The organism is Flavobacterium sp. UMI-01 (genome assembly GCF_019656315.1).
In the GTDB taxonomy this organism is placed as follows: domain Bacteria; phylum Bacteroidota; class Bacteroidia; order Flavobacteriales; family Flavobacteriaceae; genus Flavobacterium.
The window spans coordinates 16,203-38,437 of the sequence record NZ_BPLU01000019.1 but is presented as its reverse complement, the minus strand read 5'-3'; the positions used below and the strand labels follow the sequence as shown (position 1 = coordinate 38,437).

General features: G+C 35.8%; 19 protein-coding genes. 10 read left to right on the top strand and 9 right to left on the bottom strand.

What is annotated here, in order from left to right:
* Positions 1–319: 319 nt before the first annotated feature.
* From K5R64_RS07610 to K5R64_RS07575, 8 genes are all read left to right on the top strand, one after another.
* Complete coding sequence (locus K5R64_RS07610; protein ID WP_220762366.1) at positions 320–3,103, top strand: heparinase II/III family protein; 2,784 nt, start codon at positions 320–322, stop codon at positions 3,101–3,103.
* 54 nt (positions 3,104–3,157) lie between these two features.
* Positions 3,158–5,518, top strand: coding sequence for a PDZ domain-containing protein (locus tag K5R64_RS07605; protein ID WP_220762365.1), 2,361 nt, complete (start codon positions 3,158–3,160; stop codon positions 5,516–5,518).
* A gap of 28 nt (positions 5,519–5,546) precedes the next feature.
* Entirely contained in the window at positions 5,547–6,914 is a 1,368-nt protein-coding gene (locus tag K5R64_RS07600) for an alpha-L-fucosidase (protein WP_220762361.1), read from the top strand.
* A 271-nt stretch (positions 6,915–7,185) separates the two neighbouring features.
* A complete protein-coding gene (locus tag K5R64_RS17170; RefSeq protein ID WP_255580324.1) occupies positions 7,186–8,166 on the top strand; it encodes an SGNH/GDSL hydrolase family protein in 981 nt (326 codons plus the stop codon).
* A 278-nt stretch (positions 8,167–8,444) separates the two neighbouring features.
* Positions 8,445–9,089, top strand: coding sequence for a DUF4145 domain-containing protein (locus K5R64_RS07590; protein WP_220762360.1), 645 nt, complete (start codon positions 8,445–8,447; stop codon positions 9,087–9,089).
* A gap of 136 nt (positions 9,090–9,225) precedes the next feature.
* Entirely contained in the window at positions 9,226–10,677 is a 1,452-nt protein-coding gene (locus tag K5R64_RS07585; protein WP_220762359.1) for an ATP/GTP-binding protein, read from the top strand.
* 3 nt (positions 10,678–10,680) lie between these two features.
* Complete coding sequence (locus tag K5R64_RS07580) at positions 10,681–11,334, top strand: RloB family protein (RefSeq protein WP_220762358.1); 654 nt, start codon at positions 10,681–10,683, stop codon at positions 11,332–11,334.
* A 153-nt stretch (positions 11,335–11,487) separates the two neighbouring features.
* The gene (locus K5R64_RS07575) at positions 11,488–11,682 is read left to right on the top strand and encodes an SMI1/KNR4 family protein (RefSeq protein WP_220762357.1); all 195 of its coding nucleotides are present in this window, start codon (positions 11,488–11,490) and stop codon (positions 11,680–11,682) included.
* Between the two features lie 276 nt (positions 11,683–11,958).
* On the opposite strand, the gene K5R64_RS07570 is transcribed toward K5R64_RS07575, so the two are convergent.
* From K5R64_RS07570 to dnaA, 6 genes are all read right to left on the bottom strand, one after another.
* The gene (locus K5R64_RS07570; RefSeq protein WP_220762356.1) at positions 11,959–12,840 is read right to left on the bottom strand and encodes an SDR family oxidoreductase; all 882 of its coding nucleotides are present in this window, start codon (positions 12,838–12,840) and stop codon (positions 11,959–11,961) included.
* Positions 12,841–12,913: 73 nt separating this feature from the next.
* Positions 12,914–14,041, bottom strand: coding sequence for a methionine aminotransferase (locus tag K5R64_RS07565; protein ID WP_220762355.1), 1,128 nt, complete (start codon positions 14,039–14,041; stop codon positions 12,914–12,916).
* A gap of 14 nt (positions 14,042–14,055) precedes the next feature.
* Positions 14,056–14,775, bottom strand: coding sequence for an SAM-dependent methyltransferase (locus K5R64_RS07560; protein ID WP_220762354.1), 720 nt, complete (start codon positions 14,773–14,775; stop codon positions 14,056–14,058).
* Between the two features lie 335 nt (positions 14,776–15,110).
* Positions 15,111–16,169, bottom strand: coding sequence for a family 16 glycosylhydrolase (locus K5R64_RS07555; RefSeq protein ID WP_220762353.1), 1,059 nt, complete (start codon positions 16,167–16,169; stop codon positions 15,111–15,113).
* A gap of 288 nt (positions 16,170–16,457) precedes the next feature.
* On the bottom strand, positions 16,458–16,925 hold the full coding sequence (locus K5R64_RS07550; RefSeq protein WP_220762352.1) for a low molecular weight protein-tyrosine-phosphatase: 468 nt from the start codon (positions 16,923–16,925) through the stop codon (positions 16,458–16,460).
* Between the two features lie 6 nt (positions 16,926–16,931).
* Positions 16,932–18,359, bottom strand: a complete 1,428-nt coding sequence (dnaA, locus tag K5R64_RS07545; RefSeq protein WP_220762351.1) for a chromosomal replication initiator protein DnaA — start codon at positions 18,357–18,359, stop codon at positions 16,932–16,934.
* Positions 18,360–18,558: 199 nt separating this feature from the next.
* Between dnaA and K5R64_RS07540 the strand changes: the two genes are divergently transcribed.
* Positions 18,559–18,960: a thioesterase family protein gene (locus K5R64_RS07540; protein WP_220762350.1), complete on the top strand. Its 402-nt coding sequence runs from the start codon at positions 18,559–18,561 to the stop codon at positions 18,958–18,960.
* A gap of 23 nt (positions 18,961–18,983) precedes the next feature.
* On the opposite strand, the gene K5R64_RS07535 is transcribed toward K5R64_RS07540, so the two are convergent.
* The 3 genes from K5R64_RS07535 to ribD are packed head-to-tail and all read right to left on the bottom strand — an operon-like array spanning position 18,984 to position 21,261.
* Positions 18,984–19,616: a YigZ family protein gene (locus K5R64_RS07535; protein ID WP_220762348.1), complete on the bottom strand. Its 633-nt coding sequence runs from the start codon at positions 19,614–19,616 to the stop codon at positions 18,984–18,986.
* Positions 19,617–19,622: 6 nt separating this feature from the next.
* Positions 19,623–20,225, bottom strand: a complete 603-nt coding sequence (locus K5R64_RS07530; protein WP_220762347.1) for an HAD family phosphatase — start codon at positions 20,223–20,225, stop codon at positions 19,623–19,625.
* Entirely contained in the window at positions 20,218–21,261 is a 1,044-nt protein-coding gene (ribD, locus tag K5R64_RS07525) for a bifunctional diaminohydroxyphosphoribosylaminopyrimidine deaminase/5-amino-6-(5-phosphoribosylamino)uracil reductase RibD (protein ID WP_220762346.1), read from the bottom strand. Before ribD ends, K5R64_RS07530 begins: the two co-directional genes overlap by 8 nt.
* A gap of 111 nt (positions 21,262–21,372) precedes the next feature.
* Between ribD and prmC the strand changes: the two genes are divergently transcribed.
* The gene (prmC, locus tag K5R64_RS07520) at positions 21,373–22,221 is read left to right on the top strand and encodes a peptide chain release factor N(5)-glutamine methyltransferase (RefSeq protein ID WP_220762722.1); all 849 of its coding nucleotides are present in this window, start codon (positions 21,373–21,375) and stop codon (positions 22,219–22,221) included.
* Positions 22,222–22,235 lie beyond the last annotated feature (14 nt).

The window sequence follows — 22,235 nt, the reverse complement described above, 5'->3', positions numbered from 1 at the left end:
AAACTTCTCGATACGCTTCGCACTCGAAGTGACGTGTATCGAGAACCGTTTTTGCTGCTATTTTTCTTGTTCTCGATACAAATTTTCTGAAAAAGCTATTCGCATTTTCTGAAAATTTACTCGAACTGACGAAGAAACATCATCAAAAACTAATTACACCCAATGGGTTAAAAGTGAATTAGAGTAGCAATGTCAGTCTGTCCCGAAGCGTCGGGAGTCGAAAACCTTTTTAAAATGCATTTCGACAGGCTCAATGTGACACTAGAGGTACAATTAAATTATAAATAATAATTACCCACGGGTTAATGTTAAAATAAAAATGAAGAAATTATTGCCCTTTTTAGGAGTATTATTGCTGTTGAGTCCCATTATTTCTATTGGACAAACAACCACGCATCCTAGAATTTTCACCACCAATGCCGATAAACCACAGTTTTTAGAAACCTTAAAAACAGTGTCTTGGAAAAACAGCTTAGTGGAATCTAAAAAAGCCAAAGTTGAAAAATACATTGCCTTTTGCGAAAAAGACCCTAGCTGGTTGGTGTCGCGCTTGCAAATGAACTGGAAGACCAAGCACAGCAAAATATTTTTAAAGGGTGGAAAATTTGACCATTCCGCAGGAAAAGCTCCTGTGCCTACGGTTCGTTTTTCAGGAACAAGAGATTGGGCTTCGGATTACGCACGTCCCAAGTTGGAAGACGTCATTCCGTATTTAGACGACCCGAGAGGTCTTTTTTTAGAAAACAAAAAAAAGGTAAAAGAATGGGTTCATCCGTCAAAAGTGGGTTTTACCATTGAAAAAATCAATGAACAAATTATGGATTTGGCAGCCGATGCCGCTTTCTTGTATTGGGTTACGGGTGACGAAAAATACGCTCGTTTTGCCAAACCGGTTTTCGAGACCTATATGGAAGGGATGTATTATCTGGAAGCGCCTGTTGATTTGGAAAACGGAACCCAACAACGCATATCGGGTTTAACCACTTTTGAAGTGATTCACGAAGGAATATTGGTGAAATTGGCCACGACTTACGACTTTTTGTATGATTTTATAAAAAAAGAAAAAGTCAATATTCCGCATTGTGAAGCCGTTTTTCAAAAATGGGGAGACCAAATTATCGTGAACGGAATTCCAGACAACAATTGGAACCTTTTTCAAGCGCGTTTTTTGATGTATGTGGCGTTGGCGTTAGAGGATAATAGCCAGTATAAAAACGGCAAAGGTCGTGAATATTTTTTAGACCATACCTTTACGACCTCTACTGAAAGACAGTTGTCTATTAAGGAATCCTTGTTGGTTTACGACCAAGAAAACGGGATGTGGCCAGAATGTTCAGGCTATTCGGTGCATGTGATTCAGTCGCTATTGGATATTTTTACCTTATTGGATCATTATACTAATAACAATGAATTGTCGCAATATCCTATTGTCGAAAAAGCTGCTTTGGCTTCGTTCCAATATTTATTTCCCAATGGATATATGGTAGGTTTTGGTGATTCGAGTCACAAACCCTTGCCTCCTGAAAATTTCGAATTGTTAATTTCAAATTATCGAAAGTATAAAGATGAAGAAAAAGAAACATTGCTATCCGGTTTGCTACAGCAAATGATTGCCAATGGCGAATACAAACGTAAAGCAGATGATTTTTTTGAGTTGTTTTTTTATGTGGACAATTTAAAAGCGACTAGCTCAAAAGACGGTTTAGCCGAATTGACCACGCCAACTTTTTATGCGTCGAATGTGAGTATGTTCAACCAAAGATTAGGTGCTGGAAAAGCCGCTGCGATGGTTTCGACTGTGGGTTCTTACGGAAATCATTCTCATGTAAACGGAATTTCGATGGAGTTGTACGCCAATCAATATGTTTTAGGCCCAGACGCTGGCAAAGGACCTAGTTATTGGCACATTGATCACAGAGATTACTATTCGAGATTTCCAGCGCACAACACCGTAGTGGTCGATGGAATTTCAGATTATGGAGCGATGAGAGGTTCGCATCCGTTTAAATTAGAAAATTGTTTTCCTAAAGTAGGCGAGATTCCTGCTTTTGATAAATTAACCTTTGCCAATGTATCTTTTTTTGAACCCAAAGCCAAGGCAGATCAACAGCGCTTTACGGCGATAATCAAATCGAACACCAATCAATCATATATTGTAGATGTTTTTAGGTCTAAAAAACAAAGTGACGGCAAACAAAGACACGATTATTTTTACCATAATTTAGGGCAAACACTTGAAATATTAGATAGTAATTCAAAAGCGATTAGCTTGACCAATACAGATGATTTTGGTTCTAAAAAAGGCGATTTAAAAGCATACGATTATTTGAAGGAAAAAAAGAAAATCGAAACAAATAAGGATGTACAAGCTCTTTTTAGACTAAAAACTAAAGGACAAGCAGATAATTTGATGAAACTGTGGATAAAAGGCAGTGAAAATCAAAGCATCTATACGGCCTTGGCACCCAAATCCAATGCGATTAGCAAAGGAACTGCTCCAGCAGCGATATTGGATGACCCGATGCAAACATTGATTGTAAAACGTGAAGCTTCGGCTTGGGAAAATCCTTTTGCAATGGTGTATAATCCGTATATTGAGGGAGAAAAAAATCCGATTGCGGAGGTAAAATACAGTTCGCTTAAAGATAATCCGAGTACACAACTGATTGAAGTCGTATTAGATGATAAGAAAACAATTGATACGATCATATTAAATGCCAATGATAAAACGATAGTAGCAGAAGAAAAAGGTTATCAAAAAGGACTTTTTTCTATTGTTAGAAAGGCGAAAGAGGCTACGGCTATCAGTTATTTGTTTGTTTCTGGCATGTATAAGTTCGAACAAAACGGTTGGGGCATTACGGCTTCAGGCGAAGCTGTTTCGGTATCGATTGAACGCTCAGAGAATTCCTTCGTTATAGAAAGCGATGGACCTGTGTTGTTGCAAGTTCCGTTTTTAGAAGGAAAAAAATTAGCAAAAATCAATGTGTATGAAAATGATACAGTAGTCGATACCAGAGAAGGGCAAATCAACAGAGCCAATCCAGAGCAACTGGAATTTAGGTTGTCTAAAGCCACTAAAAAAGCGGTGATTGTCTTCTAAATTTTTTAAATCATTTTTCAAAATAATAAAGAGTAACCAACCAAGAATAAAATAATGAAACGATTAAGTATCCTAATTGCTTTTTTAAGCCTGTGTTTTTCATACGCCATGCCACCCACTGCGGTTGCGATTTATGTGTCACAAAAAAGCACTGCCAATGGAGATGGTTCCAAAGCGAAACCTTTTGCGACTATCAAAGCAGCCATTTCGAAAGCCTCTCAGCTGAAAGCAAAGAATAATAATACGGCAATTGTAATTAACATTTTACCAGGAGAATACCGATTGACAGAAGCCATCCTGATTCCTGCTTCCTTAAGCGGATTGACGATACAAGGAACCCAAGCTTCTGAAGTGAGTATCAAAGGTTCGGTAGTGTTGAATGCTAAATGGAAAAAATACAACGAAAACATCTATGTAACTTCAGTTCCTGAAAATGTAAATTTTGATCAATTGGTTATCAATGGCAAACCCCAAATTTTAGCACGTTATCCTAATTACAATGAAAAAGCGCAGTATTGGCAAGGTTTTGCTGCTGATGCTATTTCGAAAGAACGCATCGCCAGTTGGAAAAATCCAAAAGGCGCTTTCTTTCATGCGCTGCATAGCGGTAAATGGGGTGGTTTTCACTGGGTAATCACAGGTGTGAATGCGAAAGGCGAACCTATTTTAGAAGGAGGTCACCAAAACAACAGAGGTTCTAAACCACACGAAGAATACCGTATGGTGGAGAATGTTTTTGAAGAGTTAGACAGCCCTGGCGAATGGTTTTTGGATAAACAAAACCATCAATTGTATTATTGGCCTACAAAAGCTGTGGCGCTTTCGGATGCGAAAGTGGAAGTGGCTGTACTGAAAGATTTGGTTCAACTAAAAGGAAGTTTAGAAAATCCAGTGAAAGATGTAACCATCAGCGGAATTACCTTTAGTCATACGCAGCGTACCTTTATGGAAACCTTTGAGCCTTTATTGCGTAGCGATTGGTCTATTTATCGCGGGAGTGTGTTGTTTTTTGAAGGAACAGAAAACTGTGTGGTTAAGGATAGCGAATTTGCTTATTTAGGAGGAAATGTCATCATGGCAAGCAAGTACAACAAAGGATTGCAAATTACAGGAAACCATATTCACGATAATGGTGCTAGTGCGGTTTCGTTTGTCGGGGATGCTTCGGCAGTGCGTTCGCCTTCGTTCAATTATGGAAAATTTGTGCCTTTGGCCAAAATGGACACCCTTCCTGGACCTAAAAACGAATTGTATCCGCGTGAATGCTTGGTCAAAGACAATTTAATTCACCGCATTGGTAGAACCGAAAAACAAACGGCAGGGGTTCAAATTTCGATGGCAATGGACATTACCGTAAGCCACAACAGTATTTACGATGTGCCTAGAGCAGGGATTAACATTGGTGATGGCACCTGGGGAGGTCATATTTTAGAATTTAATGATGTGTTCAATACGGTATTGGAAACCAGCGATCACGGTTCGTTTAATTCTTGGGGTAGAGACCGTTTTTGGCACCCCAAACGCAATGTGATGGATAGTTTAACTACCGCCATTCCTACGATGCCGAAATGGGATGCGATTAAAACAACGATTATCCGCAACAACCGTTTTCGTTGTGACCACGGTTGGGATATTGATTTAGATGATGGTTCGTCTAATTATCATATTTACAACAATTTATTGTTGAATAGCGGATTGAAATTAAGAGAAGGTTTTTACCGTGTGGCCGAAAATAATATCATGGTCAACAATTCGTTACATCCGCATGTATGGTTTGCCAAAAGCGAAGATGTGTTCAAACACAACATCGTGGGGGATACCTATCAAGACGTAGGTTTGTTAGGTTGGGGAAAAGAAATGGATTATAATTTCTTTCCAAACGAAGTAGCGATGATGAAACCTCAAGTGTATGACAGAGATAAAAACAGTGCTTATGGCGACCCGATGTTTAAAAATCCAGCCCAAATGGATTTTAGCGTAGCAGATAATTCACCAGCATTAAAAATAGGTTTCAAAAACTTCCCAATGGATAAGTTTGGTGTTCAAAAAAAAGCCTTTAAAAAAATAGCCAAAACACCTGAAGTTCCTGTAATCAAAGACCCATCTGAAAAGAAAAGCAGTCCGGAGGTGGCTTGGTTGCGTAACAATATTAAAAGTGTTGATTCAGAACAAGAACAATCGGCTTATGGATTAAATTCGCCTGAAGGGGTAATTGTGTTGCGCATTTGGAATCAAAGTCCTGCGGTACAAAATAATGGCATCAAAAAAGGCGATGTAATTTTACAAGCGGCAGGAAAAAAAGTCAAAAACGTCCAAGATTTTTTCAAAATTAATTTGGAAAACAAAACAGACGAATTGGCATTGGTCGTGATGCGAAATCAAGCCGAAAAACAAATCACAATTAAAACAAAATAAAAATAGAATCAATTAAAAACAGATGAAAATGAAAATAGTTAGGCGATTATTGGTCCTTGTATTAGTAACACTATTAAATGTAAATACGGGAGTTGCTCAAAGTAAATCAAAAGTAAAAAAACTGTCTGATGACGAGCGTATGGCGTGGTGGCGTGATGCTAAATTTGGGATGTTTATCCACTGGGGAGCATATTCTATTATTGGAGGAGAACGCGGTACTAAAATAGCAGGCGGCGGAGCAGAGTGGGCGATGGATAAATTGGATTATACCGTGAAGGATTACGAACAATTTCCAAAAATGTTTAATCCTACTTTGTTTGATGCTGACGCTTGGGTAAAAATGGCCAAAGATGCTGGGATGAAGTATATTGTTATTACGTCTAAACACCACGAAGGTTTCAGTTTGTGGGATTCTAAAGTATCTAATTATGATGTGATGGATACTTCACCCTTCAAACGTGATGTGATTAAAGAATTGTCTGTAGCTTGTAAAAAAGCAGGGATTGTATTTTGTGTGTACTATTCTATTGTAGATTGGCACCATCCACAAGCGCAAGGGAATTTGTACCCAAATTACAATATTGCACAACACGATGATCCATCTGTGGTGAACCCAGAATTTCCTCAATATTTCAAAAACTATATGAAGCCACAGGTCAAAGAATTATTGACAAATTATGGTGATATTGGTGTGGTTTGGTTTGATGGGGATTGGATTTCAGATTATACGACCGAGATGGGGAAAGAGCTATACAATTTCATTCGTGAGATTCAACCCAATACAATTGTAAACAATAGAGTTGATAAAGGTAGAAAAGGGATGGAAGGGATGAATGCCGAAGGTAACTTTGCAGGGGATTTTGGTACGCCTGAGCAAGAAATTCCAGATACAGGAATTGCTACCGATTGGGAAGCGTGTATGACAATGAATGGCACTTGGGGCTATAAACCATCAGATACGAACTGGAAAAGTAGTGAAGATTTAATTGAAAAATTAGTAGATATTGTTTCTAAAGGGGGTAACTTTTTATTGAACATAGGTCCTGACGGTTTCGGAAGATTTCCAGCTGAAAGTATTCGTCGTTTAGAGGCAATGGGACAATGGACTAAGAAAAATGCGGAAGCAATTTATGGTGCTAAAGCAAGTCCGTACGAAAAACCAAAATGGGGTCGTTATACTAAAAAAGACAACGTAATTTATGCTCATGTTTTTGATTGGCCAAAAGACGGATTGCTAAAGTTAAATAAAGACATTAAGTTTAAAAAAGTGACTTTGTTAACTAATCCAGGAGTAGAATTAAAAGCGTTGAAAACATCCAGTGAAGTATTAGTTGATGTTCCGATGATAGCTCCAGACGCTCCCGTTACGGTAGTGAAAATTGAGTTGGCTAAATAAGCATAGTATTAGATAGCTTAAAAAAGGCAAACAGCGATGGAGTTGTTTGCCTTTTTTACCAAATGAGGTTTATCTAAGATTGGGTGAGATCTGGTTAAGCATAGATTTTTTTCTTGAAATCAATCAAAAAAAATCATTTTAATCTGCATAAATCTGCGTGAAAAAAAATAGCACACAGATTTGGCAGATTTTAGCAGATTGTAATTTATAAATTTTATTCATTTACTTTGTCAAACCACTTTCTGTAGCTTCAACCAATACACTATACAATATGAAAATTTACAAGAAATTTTTAATGATTGCCATTGGCTTTGTATTTCATATAAATGCTACATTGGCACAGCATATCACTTATGCAAAACCCGACTGGGGAAGCTATTCCACAACCGAAGATGGTTTTGTGTTGGCGCATGTTAATCATTGGCCAGGAGATGGCAAACTGGTGATTGATAGAGCGATAAAACCCCGACAAGCAACTTTGCTAACTGAACCCACTAAAAAACTAAAAACAGTTTTAATCGATGGGAAACTGACCATCTTTTTACCTGAAAAAGCACCGAGTTCAGAAACTACGGTGGTTAAAATTCAACTAATTCCAAATGACGATTGGGCTAATTTGAATAAATACAAAAAAGCCAATAGCGAACTTAAAGCTCTAGGGAAAAAAGAAAATAGAGTGGTTTTTATGGGGAATTCCATTACCGAAAGATGGGTCGATTTTGATCCTGATTTTTTTACTCAAAACAATTATATTGGTCGTGGTATAAGTGGGCAAACGACTTCTCAAATGTTGTTGCGATTCAAACAAGATGTGGTTCAATTGCATCCGAAAATAGTGGTCATTCATGCCGGAACCAACGATATTGCAGGCAATACAGGACCAATCAGCATAGCTGAAATTGCCGAAAATATTTTTTCTATGGCGGAATTGGCCAAAGCCCATAACATAAAAGTCATATTAGCATCGGTCTTACCAGCGAGTAGTTATTCTTGGAGTCCTTCTATTGAACCCATTGCGAAAATCACGGAGCTAAATAGTTTGCTTCAAAATTATGCCCGTAACAATGGAATCCTGTATTTGGATTATTATTCGGCTTTAGTTAATGAGGAAAAAGGTTTGAAAAAAGAATACGGTCGCGATACCGTGCATCCCAATTTAGAAGGGTATAAAGTGATGGAACCTTTGGCGAAAGCAGCCATCAATAAGGCTTTAGGAAAAAATAAAAAGCCGAGGGATTTTAGTATCAAATAGTACTGTTTTAAAAATAAAGTGCTGTTGATGGACGTTTTATTTGTTTTTATGGAACAACTGCTTGTTATGATTTCAGCTAGATTGGTTTTGCTGATAGCAATCGATTCTTAATTGGAGTAATAAATGTCTTTTTAATGATATGTAGTAAAAATATTAGTTTTATATTTGAAGCTAATACGCTGCCGAATAGCGCCTATACAGCCAAATTTGGGTGGATAGGCGCTAGTTTTTAGCGGGTTTAAGTGAGTTATGTGCAATATTTAACAACACGACAAAAAATGAAAGGACAATATATATCACCCGAACTTGACTTAAAAGCCTTTAATTGTCCTCATTGCCATGTTTATTCTCATCAGGACTGGTATTATTTGCAGGCAAGTGAAAATGCAGGAGGTTATGGGAGACAACATAGTGACAAGAAGTTTAAAGTTTCGTATTGCGAACGTTGTGGCGGTAATACAATATGGTTTGGACAAAACATTATTTTCCCTCAAAATTCAATAGTTGAACCTGCAAATCCAGACTTGCCCCAAGACATTATTGAAGACTACAACGAAGCTGCCATGGTATTAAATTTATCACCAAGAAGTTCAGCCGCACTCCTGAGGCTTTCAATTCAGAAGTTATGTAAATTTCTTGGTGAATCAGGGAAGGACATAAACAAAGACATTAAGAACTTAGTATCGAAAGGTTTACCACCAAAAGTGCAAGAAGCGTTAGACAGTGTAAGAGTTATCGGGAATGAGTCTGTTCATCCAGGAGAATTAAACTTGAACGACAATAGAGAAATTGCAAATAAGTTATTTAAACTGGTAAACTTCATCGCAACCAAATTAATCACAGAGCCAAAAGAAATTGACGACTTATACGGTTCGTTACCAAAGTCGAAATTAGATGGAATAAGTAAACGTGACGGAAAGTAGCAATACTGCACATAACCGCCATTTTGGGCTAGCTGGAATTTAGTGGAATTATCGTTTCGCATCAAGTTTTCGTTAAGCCGAAAATTGAGCGGTTACGAATTTCCAGCCATCTCAAAGTGGCATAGCGTTATATCTAATGTTAAAACCGACGACAAAGATTGGTTCTTGTGAAAAAATCACTACATTTGCAGTAAACAAACTCGAAATTATGTTAATCAAGTTTTCAGTTGAGAATTTTTCGTCGTTTAATGACAGGCAAAATTTTTCATTATTACCAGGCAAAGGGGTCTTAAAGGGTGAGCATAAGACAAAAAAGATTAAAGGTATTTCTGTTCTTAAAACATCAGTATTATTTGGTGCAAATGCCTCTGGAAAATCAAATCTTATTAAAGCTATCGAATTTGGGAAAAGATTAGTGTTGAGAGGTACAAAATCTGAATCTATTATAGACTATCAAAAATTCAGATTAGACAAAGACTCTAATGATAAGGATTCTAGAATAGAATATGTTATTCAGCATAATGGGAAAAATTATGCTTATGGATTTGTTTTCGATTCAATTACTATAAAGGAAGAGTGGTTATTTGAAATCACGCAAAAGACAGAAGTAAAAATATTTGAAAGAAACATTAATAGTAGCCAAATATATGATTTAGATAATATTGTGAAAAATATCAAATCTGAAGAAGAAAAGCAATTTTTAAAATTTACTGCAAAAGGCACACCTAATAATCAACTATTCTTAAACGAAATTAGAACTCGAAAAGTCAAAGAAAATGTTTCAAAAATTGAAGACATATTAAATGTTATAGATTGGTTTCAAAATTCTTTAAAAGTTATATTTCCAGACGACAAATACAATGAAGGATTAAAATTTGAATTGAATCAAGATGAAGAATTATTAACAACATTTGAGCAGTTTTTAAAATATTTTGACACTGGAATTAATGGCGTTTGTCTTGAGAAGATTGATTTTGAAAGTGTTGATATACCCAAATCTATTTTAAATAAAATTAAAGAAGATTTATTGAGTAAAAAGTCAGAAAGTGTTAGAGCATCAATTCTATCAAGCAGAAACACAACATATTTTCTTTCTATTAAAGAAAAGGATTTAGTTGTAGAAAAATTTATGACTAAACATTCCGTCAATGGACAAACAGAATTGGAAAAGTTTGATACAAGTGATGAATCAGACGGAACTAATAGAATAATGGATTTCATCCCACTCTTAATGGACTTGTTAAAAGGTGATAACGTGTTTATCATTGATGAAATGGAAAGAAGCTTACACCCTAATCTTATGTATGATTTAATAGATTTATTTATTTCAAAAGCTACTAATATTAATAGTCAACTTATTTTAGCTAGTCACGAATCATCTTTATTAACTCAAAAATTATTACGTAAAGATGAAGTTTGGTTTGTGGTAAAAGATAAATTCGGTGCAAGTAGACTTCATTCGCTCGAAGATTACAATGTAAGATTTGACAAAGAAATTAGAAAAGATTATTTGTTAGGAAGGTTTAAGGCAATACCTCGAATAGGTAACAGGAACAAACTTACAATTTTAAATCATAATCCATTGTAAGTTATGCCAAGAGAAAGAGAAGAGTTATTTAGAGAAAGTAATTCTCTAGAGAAAGAAAAAATAATAGTATTAGCTTTTGAAGGTAACGATACGGAAGAAATTTATTTTGAAGAATTTAAGAGCTCAGAAATATTTGATGACGCTTTGATTTTTTTACATCTTTTAAAAAGACCTAAAACTGACACCAATAGTGCGCCAAATCACGTTTTTAGGAAACTGAAAAAGGAGGCGAAAGATGAGTATAATTTTAAAGATACTGATGAGCTTTGGATGATCATCGACACAGATAGATGGAAGAACATTCCTGAAATAATTTCAGAATGTAAAAAACTCTCAAATATGTTTGTTGCTGTAAGTAATCCTTGCTTTGAATTTTGGTTGCTTTTACACATTAAGGATATAGCAGATTATGATGAAAATGAACTTGCTTTAATTCTAAAAAACGCAAAAGTAAGTAATAAGAAAAATTATATTGATTCTAAAATAGCGGAAATTTTAGGTTCATACAATAAGAGTAACCCTAAGCCAGAATTATTTTTTCCTACCGTTGATTTTGCAATTGAACAAGCAAAGAAATTAGACAAAAACAATGATGAATATCCTGAAAAATTAGGTACACACATTTATAAAGTTGTAGAAAAGCTCAAAAAACACTAGGCATAACTAGCGTTTGGCAAAATAGCGGGTTCAGTGTTAAATTCAACGGCAGTTTTTCAATCAAACTTTCGTGCAGGTTGGCAGTTTTGTGCTTCGAAGTCGCCAACTTCTTATCGCTGCAAACCGTTGTGCATAATTTAACCGAACTTCAAAATGCCATTTCCATTAGACCAAAAATATATAGCTGAAACGGAATCGGAATTAAATGTAAAATTCCCATCTGAATTTAAAAACCGAATGATAAAATCAAATGGTGGCGAGTTATTGATTTCGGAAGAGTTTGAGCTATATCCATTTTTGGACAAAACTGACCGAAATTCGGCTTTGCTAACGAGGAAAAAGGTTTGAAACAGAATACGGTCGTGATACCGTACATCCCAATTTAGAAGGGTATAAAGTGAGGAAACCTTTGGTGCAAAAAGCCATCAATAGGTTATTGAAGTTACGTATTGGTACAAAAAGAAGGTTTTAAAATCGTGAGACTGTTCAAAAAAAGTAACATCATTAGTGCACGGGTTGTCTATCAAGGGTAAATTTAAATTCTTAATAGGATAGTTTTTAGAATGATGAAAGCGTATTGTTTTTGGGTCTTTTTGGACAGTCTCGTTATTTGGTACTTCAAAGTTATTTGTTTTTCTTCGCTTTAATTGCAGCCTCAAGTTGATCCCAAAGAGCTTCTGGTATTGCTTCTAATAGATTAAATTGACCTGCTCCTTTAAGCCATTCTCCTCCATCAATTACAATAACTTCTCCGTTGATGTAGGCTGAAAAATCAGATACTAAATAAGCCGCAAGATTCGCTAATTCTTGATGATCACCCACTCTCTGCAACGGAACTTTTTTGGATAAGTCAAATTGAGCGGCTAAATCACCTGGTAGTAAACGTTCCCAAGCGCCTTTGGTAGGAAAGGGACCGGGCGCAATGGCATTGGTGCGAATTCCGTATTTTGCCCATTCTACTGCTAAACTGCGGGTCATTGCCAATACACCCGCTTTGGCAGTCGCACTAGGTACAACGTAAGCCGAACCCGTCCAAGCATAGGTGGTTACAATATTTAATACTGTTGCCTGCGGTTGTTTGCTGTCAATCCAGTGTTTCCCAAATGCAAGGGTACAGTTTTTGGTTCCTTTTAATACGATGTCTATGATGGTGTCAAAAGCATTCGCTGATAATCTTTCAGTAGGGGATATAAAATTTCCTGCGGCATTATTAAGTAAAACATCTACTTTCCCAAAAGTGTCAATTACTTGGTTAAGCATTTCTTCGACTTGTTCATAATGCCTAACATCACATGAAACGGGCAAACAAGTACCACCGGTAGATTGCTCTAGTTCTCGTGCCGTATTCTTCAATTTGTCTAAATCTCGGGATGTGATGGCTACTTTAGCTCCTAATTCAAGAAAATAGTGTGTCATGGCTTTGCCTAGCCCGCTACCGCCACCTGTCACTACAATTACTTTATCTTGCAAAGCTCCATCTCGTAACATCTTGTTTTTAAAATCCATAGTATTCGCTTTTTAGTAAATATAGGAAAATTAAATACTATGCACGCATAATAAAAAATAAATTTATGTTAATTTATAAATAACTCAGTTTTTGAGCAGCAGCTTTTAGTGTTGCATCATTTTTAGCAAAACAAAAACGGATGAGTTTAAGGTCTTTGCCATTGGCATAAAATGTAGAGATAGGTATGGCTGCAACACCATATTCTCGAATTAATCTTTTGCAAAAATCGACATCATTTTCATCGGATATTGCGGCATAAGAGACAACTTGAAAATAGGTGCCTTCACATGGAAGGAGTTTAAATCGGGTTGTACTAAGGAGTGTTCTAAAATAATCCCTCTTTTTTAGGTAAAAAGTGCTGATTTCGTCCAAATTGACATCCTCTAAATAGGATGCGATAGCAGCTTGTGAAAGACTATTAACGCTGAAAACCAAGAATTGATGGACCTTTTTGATTTCTTGCATCAAATGAGAAGGTGCGATGAGGTAACCAACTTTCCATCCTGTGATATGGAATGATTTCCCAAATGAGGAGGCAATAATACTTCGAGATATTAATTTAGGCCTGCTGTTGGCTGATATGTGTTTTTGTTCAAAAGTAATGTACTCATAGACTTCATCAGCCAATAGCAACATATTAGGGTTGTTTTCCAAAATATTCTCAAGGGCTTCAATGTCTTTGGTGTTTACTATTTTTCCCGTTGGATTATGAGGATTATTGATAATAATGAGTCTTGTTTTTGGATTACAAGCTTGTGCTACAGCCTCCCAATTTACTGTATAATCGTCATTAAGAGGGATACGAATAGCTGTACCTTGACATAAAGTTATTGATGGTTCGTAGGAATCATAACTGGGATCCAGTAGGATTACTTGGTCTCCTGTTTTGATGAAAGCCTGAATAGCAGTAAAAATACCTTGGGTGGCACCAGTAGTAACAAGAATTTCAGTATTAGGGTCAACGTTTCGGTTGTATTGTTTAGATGTTATTTGTGCAATTTTATCCAATAATGGGGGATAACCCGCCATAGGAGTGTATTGGTGAACATCAGTCTGGGTGAGTTTTGCAGTAATTTCTAAAAGCTTTTCATTAACAGGAAAATCAGGAAAACCTTGTGATAAATTAATGGCTTGATGCGCTGTTGCCAATTGTGACATTATAGAAAAAATACTAGTGCCAACGTTAGGAAGTTTACTCATTACAATACTAAAAATTACATTTTATGAATGATAAAAATGGTTGGGCGTTTGTGTAAATCTACCTTTTCTTTTTTCCAAGCTGCAATTTTTTTGGTTTTAATGTATTCAGTAGGTAACGTAATGTCTGTAGCTATACACAAATGTGTTTCGGGATGTAAAGTTTGAATTAAATCTTCAAGTAATTTATTATTTCGATAGGGGGTTTCAATAAATATTTGAGATTGATTTTTTTCAAACGAGGTGCGTTCTAAACTTTTAAAACGGGCTTTTTTATCTTCTTTTTCGATAGGTAAATAGCCGTGAAAAGTAAAACTTTGCCCATTCATGCCAGAAGCCATCATGGCTAATAATATAGAGGAAGGTCCTACTAGAGGAACTACTTGAATCCCTTTTTCATGGGCTATTTTGACAATTTCGGCACCCGGATCTGCGACACCGGGACAACCTGCTTCACTCATTAATCCCATATTTTTACCTTCTAATAAAGGGTTGATAAACTTAAGATGTTCCTGGGGTTCAGTATGTTTGTTTAGTGCAAATAGAACTAATTCAGATTGTTTTTTTTCAGGTTGTACTTGTTTGATTGATTTTCGAGCCGTTTTTTCATTTTCTACAATATAGAAGTCGATTAAATCAATAGCACGTTGGATGGTTTGGGGTAAAACATCCATGGGGTCGCAATCTCCCATGGTGGTTGGGATAAGATAGAGTTTCCCTAAAGTAGTGATAGCCATTTTGCTGTAGTTTTTCTGTAATTGAATACAAATAACGGAATTATATCACGATTAGCAATAACTCCTAAATAATAAATCCTATCTGGGTTGTACCAAATAGGATTTGCAGTAGGAATGATTTCTAACCTAAATGATGCAATAGGAATATACTCAACTTTTTTTTCTTCAAATTCAGATTCTTTCTCAAAATTTAATCATTGGCCCGAGAGCTTTGCTCGAACTGGCGAAGCAAATAGTTTGCTATTCCTTTTTTTAAAAAATTTCCGTGTGCACTCGAAAGTATTAAAAAATTTCGTTTTCCTATGAAGACTATTGTATCATTTGGGTTAAAAAAATTAGTTGTTAACAGGTTTGAAAATACGTACCCAGTCAATTTTCATGGTATGCCCCTCTTTGTCTTTTATTTCTTCATCGGTCGGGGTGCATCCAATTCCTGCTCTCCAGTTTTGGTCTTCCATAGTTAATAGGATGTCCATTGGTTTGTTAAGGCCTGTTCTGGTGGAAGGATCTTTGGTAGGTGAAGTGAAACTGTATGGGTCAATTCCGTCTTTTCCTCCAGCGGTATCTAAATTATTTGTAGAACGTACCAACTTTCCATCAATATAATATTCTAATTCCGTTGGACTTTTCCAGTAAACACCATAACGGTGGTACGCATCACACCAATCACCTACTTTACTGTCAGTGTACCAAGTGGTGTTGTCAGCTGGTTGGTAATCTTGGAAGGGATTTCTGATAAATACATGATGGCTCAAGTGTATGGTTTTAGAAAATTGTCTGCCACCTGTAACATTGTTTCTTGCAGCTTTACCGCCCCAAGCTTCCATGAAATCTATTTCTTGTGTGTCGTCAGGACTTAACATCCACGCTCCGGATGTACTGACGCTGTTAGCGATTTTGATGCGACTTTCGATATATACGGGATATACAATTTGTTTGTTAGATACTACGGCACCAAGTCTTGTCGCTTTTCCTGTTAATGTTTTGCCTCCGTAATCGTAACTTTTGGTTTCTCCTTCTACACGAGTTGTAATTAATTTAAGGATACCATCTTCAATAATAACATTTTCATATTTCCATTTGGTCAATCCTGGCCCTTCCCATGAATTATGGTAAAAATTTGTCCATTTTCCGTTTCCAAAGGTGGTTTTAGTAGTTGAAGGGGTATAATTATAGTCAAAATCATCCGACATGTCCGTTTGAAACTCCCATTTTTTACCTGTTCCAGCATTGGCTGGTACGGGAATTAATTTATAATCTGTTATTTCAGGTGTTGTTGTTGGAGGTGTGGTCGCTGGAGGAATCACTGTAGCTTGCTCTGGGGTATCACTCGAGCAAAAACTAAAACTAAAACATAATCCTAATAGGAACAATAGTGCTGCAATCTTTTTCATCTTAATAAATTTATAAGTATTTTGGTTTAATAGTACATTCTTAGTCGTCTTTGATTATTAAGAATGGTTTAAAACAAAGTTAATTCTATAACTTTTTTGATACTTGTTAATAAGTTGTTATTCTGTTCTATTTGGAAGGCAATTTATATAGATAAAAACTAGACAAAAGAAGAGTTTTGTGTTTTTTGTAAAATTTTATTGGTTAAAAAATAATTATATACGAATATTCTTTGTTTTTTGAAAGAATGTTCAACTAATAATATAAAAAAATCCCTCTGAAAAAGGGATTTATTTGTGTCGGTCAATTAGTTTTTGAGCAATGGAATCACAAGCTTGGTCGAGCATTTTATAGACTAAATCAAAACCGTCCGAGGTGCCGTAATAAGGATCTGGGACATCCACTTTTTCGTTTGGGAAAAGTTCGTCTAAAATCATTTGAACTTTTGCTATATGCTCTGGTTTTTGTGATAATGAAAGTACATCTTCGTGATTGGAGCTGTCCATTACATAGATGTAATCAAATTGATCAAAATCTTCGGGTTTAAATTGCCGTCCTTTTTGTTTGGAGATATCAAGATTGTTTTTTTGGGCAACTGCTATGGAGCGTTTGTCAGGGGAGTGGCCTATATGCCAAGAGCCTGTACCAGCAGAATCTACTTTGAATTTGTTTGGGGGTAGTTTTGATGCTAAAATGCCTTCAGCCAATGGGGAACGGCAAATGTTTCCCAAACAAACCATTAAAATTTTAATTGCCATTGTATTTTATAAAGTTAACTTTTTATGGATGTCGTCAACAAATTTTTTAAACTGTTTGTCAGTAGTGACCAAATTGTCAACAGTTTTACAGGCGTGTAACACGGTAGCATGGTCGCGATCACCTATTTGTGAACCAATATTAGCCAAAGAAGCTTTGGTAAATTTTTTAGCAAAAAACATGGCTAATTGCCTGGCTTGTACAACGTGTCTTTTTCTGGTTTTGGATTGTAATGTTTCGATGTCCAATTGGAAATAATCAGAAACAATTTTTTGAATGTAGTCTATTGAAATCTCTCTTTTTACATTCTTAACGAATTTTTCTACGACACTCTTGGCTAGTTCAATGGTAACTTCTTTTTTGTTAAAAGAAGATTGTGCAATCAATGAAATAATAGCGCCTTCTAGTTCTCTAACGTTGGTTTTGATGTTGCGAGCGACATACTCGATAATGTCTTCAGGCATTTCAACACCATCACGGTAAAGAATGTTTTTAAGGATAGAAATTCGAGTTTCGTAATCGGGTTGGTGTAGCTCTGCTGACAGTCCCCATTTGAAACGAGATAACAAACGTTGTTCGATATCTTGCATGTCCACTGGAGCCTTGTCGGAAGTAAGGATAACCTGTTTTCCGTTTTGGTGTAAATAATTGAATATGTGGAAAAACACGTCTTGAGTTCCTGATTTTCCAGATAAGAACTGTACATCGTCAATGATTAATACGTCAATAAGTTGGTAAAAATGAATAAAATCATTTCTATTGTTCTTTTTAACGGAATCTATATATTGTTGGGTGAAAATTTCAGCCGAGATATACAATACAGTTTTTTCAGGATATTTTTCTTTGATTTCAACTCCAATCGCATGGGCCAAATGCGTTTTACCTAATCCAACTCCTCCAAAAATCAACAAAGGATTGAATGAGGTTCCGCCAGGTTTATTGGCTACAGCCATACCAGCAGAACGTGCCAATCGGTTAGAGTCACCTTCAAGGAAGTTGTCAAAACTATAATTGGAATTCAATTGGGATTCGATTTTTAAATTACGAATTCCAGGAATAACAAATGGATTTTTTAATTCTGGATTTAAGTTTTTTAATGGAGCATCTACATCTTGTGGTTTTACTGCCACTCGATTTGCACTAGGTAACTGTTCTGTAAAAGGTTGTTTGTTACCATAAGTGTTTTCCATCTTAATTTTATAAAGTAACTTTGCGTTTTTTCCAAGTTCTTTGGTCAACGCCACTTTTAATAGTTTTACATAATGTTCTTCTAGCCATTCGTAGAAGAATTTACTAGGAACTTGAATGTAAAGTGCGTTATCGGTAAGTTCAACTGACTTAATTGGTTCAAACCAAGTTTTGTAGGCTTGGTCTTGAATGTTGTCCTTTATAAAGGACAGACAGTTTTCCCATACTGATTGTGCAGTTTTGTTCATAAATTCTAGTAAATTATTTTAATTGTAATCGGGTTACTTTATAGAAAAAGCAATGTTGTTTTAAGCTTTCTTTTGGGTTAACAAATATGTGAACAATTTTCTTTAAAAAAAAATTATTGGGGGTTGAATTTGTAAAAATATTGTTGTAAGTGATGGTTGAATGATAGATAAAATAATGTTAAAATTAAGGTATAGGTAAATGAAAGAATTCGATTTAAAAGTGCGTGTGAGGTATTCCGAAACGGACCAAATGGGAGTGGTGTATCATGGCAATTATGCTCAGTATTTTGAGATGGGACGTGTGGAATGGCTAAGAAATATGGGGGTTTCTTATAAATGGATGGAAGAAAATGGAGTAATGCTTCCGGTGGTTTCTTTAAGTGTGCAATATAAAAAACCAGCACGTTATGACGATTTATTGACTGTTAAAACTATTTTGAAAAGTCAAACTTCTGTCAAGATAGAATTTGACTATGAGATTTATAATGAAGAGATGGAGTTGTTAACAATTGCGAATTCAATTTTGGTTTTTGTGGACATGAAAACTGGTCGTCCGAGAACTCCTCCAGAGTATGTAAAAGAGCGTTTGTTGATGATATGAAAATGAAGTAAGAAGGAATTGATTTATTCTATAATTTGAATGTTAATTTCGTGGTGAGAATTAAAAATGTCGAATATTATCTCGGCATTTTTTTTTCGGGTTTTAAATTCTATTTTCCCTATGGGAAGTTCTGATTCAGGATGTATTTCCATCTGTTGATGTACAATTTCGAGTTTTTTTTCTTTAATAATTCGCATGGCTTTATTCATGTTTTGATAGTCAAATGAAATTAAAAAAGAAACATCTACTGTTTTTTCAATGATGTTACAGGAATCCAGGGTGGCTTGAGCGGTAGTTTTATAAGCGGCAATTAGACCGCCAACCCCTAATTTAGTCCCCCCAAAATACCGAACGACTACAACTAATATGTTGGTAAGCCCAAAAGATTGTATTTGTCCGTAAATAGGAGTGCCAGCAGTATTGTTGGGTTCCCCATCGTCGTTAGTTCTGTAGTAAATTTTTTCGGCACCTATTTGAAAGGCATAACAATGATGCCGTGCGTTGGGATGAACTTTGCGTAAGGTTTCAATAAGAGGTTTGACTTCTTCTTCACAACGTATTGGATAAGCATAGCCTAAAAATTTACTGCCTTTTTCTTTAAACAGTATTTCTTCAGTAGCTCGGTCAATGGTTTTGTAAGTGTCTTGGGTGTTCAAGAAAAATTAAATTATCTTTTTTTCAAATAATTCTACAACATCTTCTTCACCCACTTGAAGGTTCCAAACGTGTAACCCAATAGATTTTGCTGCGTCCGTATTTTCTTTTTTATCATCCACAAATAGCGTTTTGGAAGCGGTGAGGTGGTGATTGCTTAGTACATATTCATAAATTTCTACATTGGGTTTGCGCATTCCAATTTCATAAGAGAAATAGACATGTTCAAAACAACGGTAAAAATCGGTATAAAAAGTTTCTCCAGCTTTTTTCTGAAAGCGTTCAATGTGAATAGCGTCTGTGTTGCTCAGTAAAAAAAGACGGTATTTTTGGGAAAGCATTTGTAAAAACTCCAAACGGTATAATGGGAAGTCTAATAAAATTGCATTCCAAGTTTTTAAAATTTCATCTATGCTAGCTTGAGGACAATGTTTTTGGATGCCCTGTAAAAAAGCGTCTTGCGAAATTTTGCCCATTTCAAATTGATGATTCAAATGGTCTAAATCGTCATTCCATTCTGAAAGACCTAATTTTTTTAATCCTTCAAAAGTTGCGGGTTTGTCTAGGTTGATGAAAATATCACCAAAATCAAAAATAATAGCATCAATCATGGTTTGTATATCGTTTAAGTTCGTCTTGTCTGAGTTGTTTTTTAGAAAAATAGCTTTGAGATATTGTAGGGGCTTTTGTTCCATTGTTAAAAAATGCTGCTCCTTTAAAAACAAGTGCTTCATCCCATAAATTGGTGTCAATGAAAGATTGTAGCGTACGTTGGCCTCCCTCAATAAGTACCGATTGAATTTCGTGTTTGTACAGTACTTTTATAATTTGAATTGTTATTTCGTTTTCAAAGTCAATACTTTCAAAGATACAATTTTCTGTATTTTTTTCAGTGATTGTTTCGCAAATTACAATAGTTTTAACGTGATTGTTAAAAACAGCACAGCTCCTAGGGATTCGGTTTTTGCGGTCAATTACAATTCGTGTAGGATGATTTCCTGTCCAGTCTCTTACGTCTAATTGAGGGTTGTCATCAAGTACGGTTTGAGTTCCTACAAGAATGGCTTGTTCTTCACTGCGCCATTTGTGTACCCATTGGCGAGAGTATTTTGAGGTAATCCAAACAGGTTTTTGTTCCTCTCGTTCCCTAGGCGCAATATATCCGTCTTGAGTTTCGGCCCATTTAAGAATGATATAAGGACGTTTTTTTTGATGAAAAGTAAAAAAACGTTTGTTGAGTTCATAACATTCCTTTTCCAAAACACCTACGGTAACATCAATGCCAGCTTCTATTAAGCGTTTGATACCGTTTCCGGCCACTTTGCTATGGGGGTCAATAGTACCAATGACCACTTTGGGAATTTGGTTTTTGATAATCAAATCACAACAAGGAGGCGTTTTTCCAAAATGACTGCAAGGTTCTAGGCTTACATAAATGGTGGATTTGGGAAGTAATGATTTGTCTTTAACAGAATTAATCGCATTCACCTCGGCATGGCCTTCGCCTGCTTTTTGATGCCAACCTTCACCAATGATTTGGTCGTTGTAAACAATAACGCTTCCTACCATGGGATTAGGATAAGTTTTTCCTAAGCCATTTCGAGCAAGGTCAATGCAACGCTGAAGGTACTTTTCATTGGTGTTCATACCGCAAAAATACTATTTTGGTTTTGGTTTTGAGGATAAAAATACAATTTGCAAACAACTATTGTTACTTTTGTGACTTCTTTTCAAGAAAATTGGGAGGGAAAATCAATTATGACAATTAGAAACTATCGAGATCGTTTTGTTCAAGAGTTAAGCTCGCAGTATGATGCAGATGAGGCAGCAAGCTTTTTTTATTTAATTTTAGAAAAACAGCGGCAACTCAGGCGTGTGGATGTAGCCTTGCAGCCTAATTTAGTATTTTCCGAAACAGAGTTGGTTTTTTGGAATGATATTCTTCAAAAGCTTCAGCAGGAAATTCCTATTCAATATCTATTAGGAACAACCTCTTTTTATGGGTTAGAGTTTGAAGTAAACTCCAATGTGTTAATTCCGCGTCCCGAAACTGAGGAGCTAGTGGATTGGATTGTTTCTAAAAATCAAAAGACAGCACATAAGATAAAAATTCTCGATATTGGTACTGGCTCGGGTTGTATTGCTATCACCTTGGCTAAAAAACTTCCCCATGCTGAGGTGTATGCTATCGATGTGTCAGAAGGAGCCTTGGAAACTGCTCAAAGGAATGCCCTAAAAAACGATGTTTACGTCCAATTTATTAAACAAAACATTCTTGAAACAACTGATTTAGGTCAACTGTTTGATGTTATTGTGTCAAATCCACCCTATGTCCGAAATTTAGAAAAACAGGAAATTAAGAAAAATGTTTTAGAGTATGAGCCTCATTTGGCGCTTTTTGTAGCAGATGATAATGCTTTGGTTTTTTATACTAAAATTGCACAACTCGCTCAAAAAAATGTTGTGGTAGGAGGGCAATTGTTTTTTGAAATTAATCAATATTTAGGGCAAGAAATGATCACTTTGTTGCAACAATTGCATTTTAATAATATCGAATTGAGAAAAGATATTTATGGAAATGATAGGATGATTGGGTGTAGTGTTTAGTTAATTGTTTAATT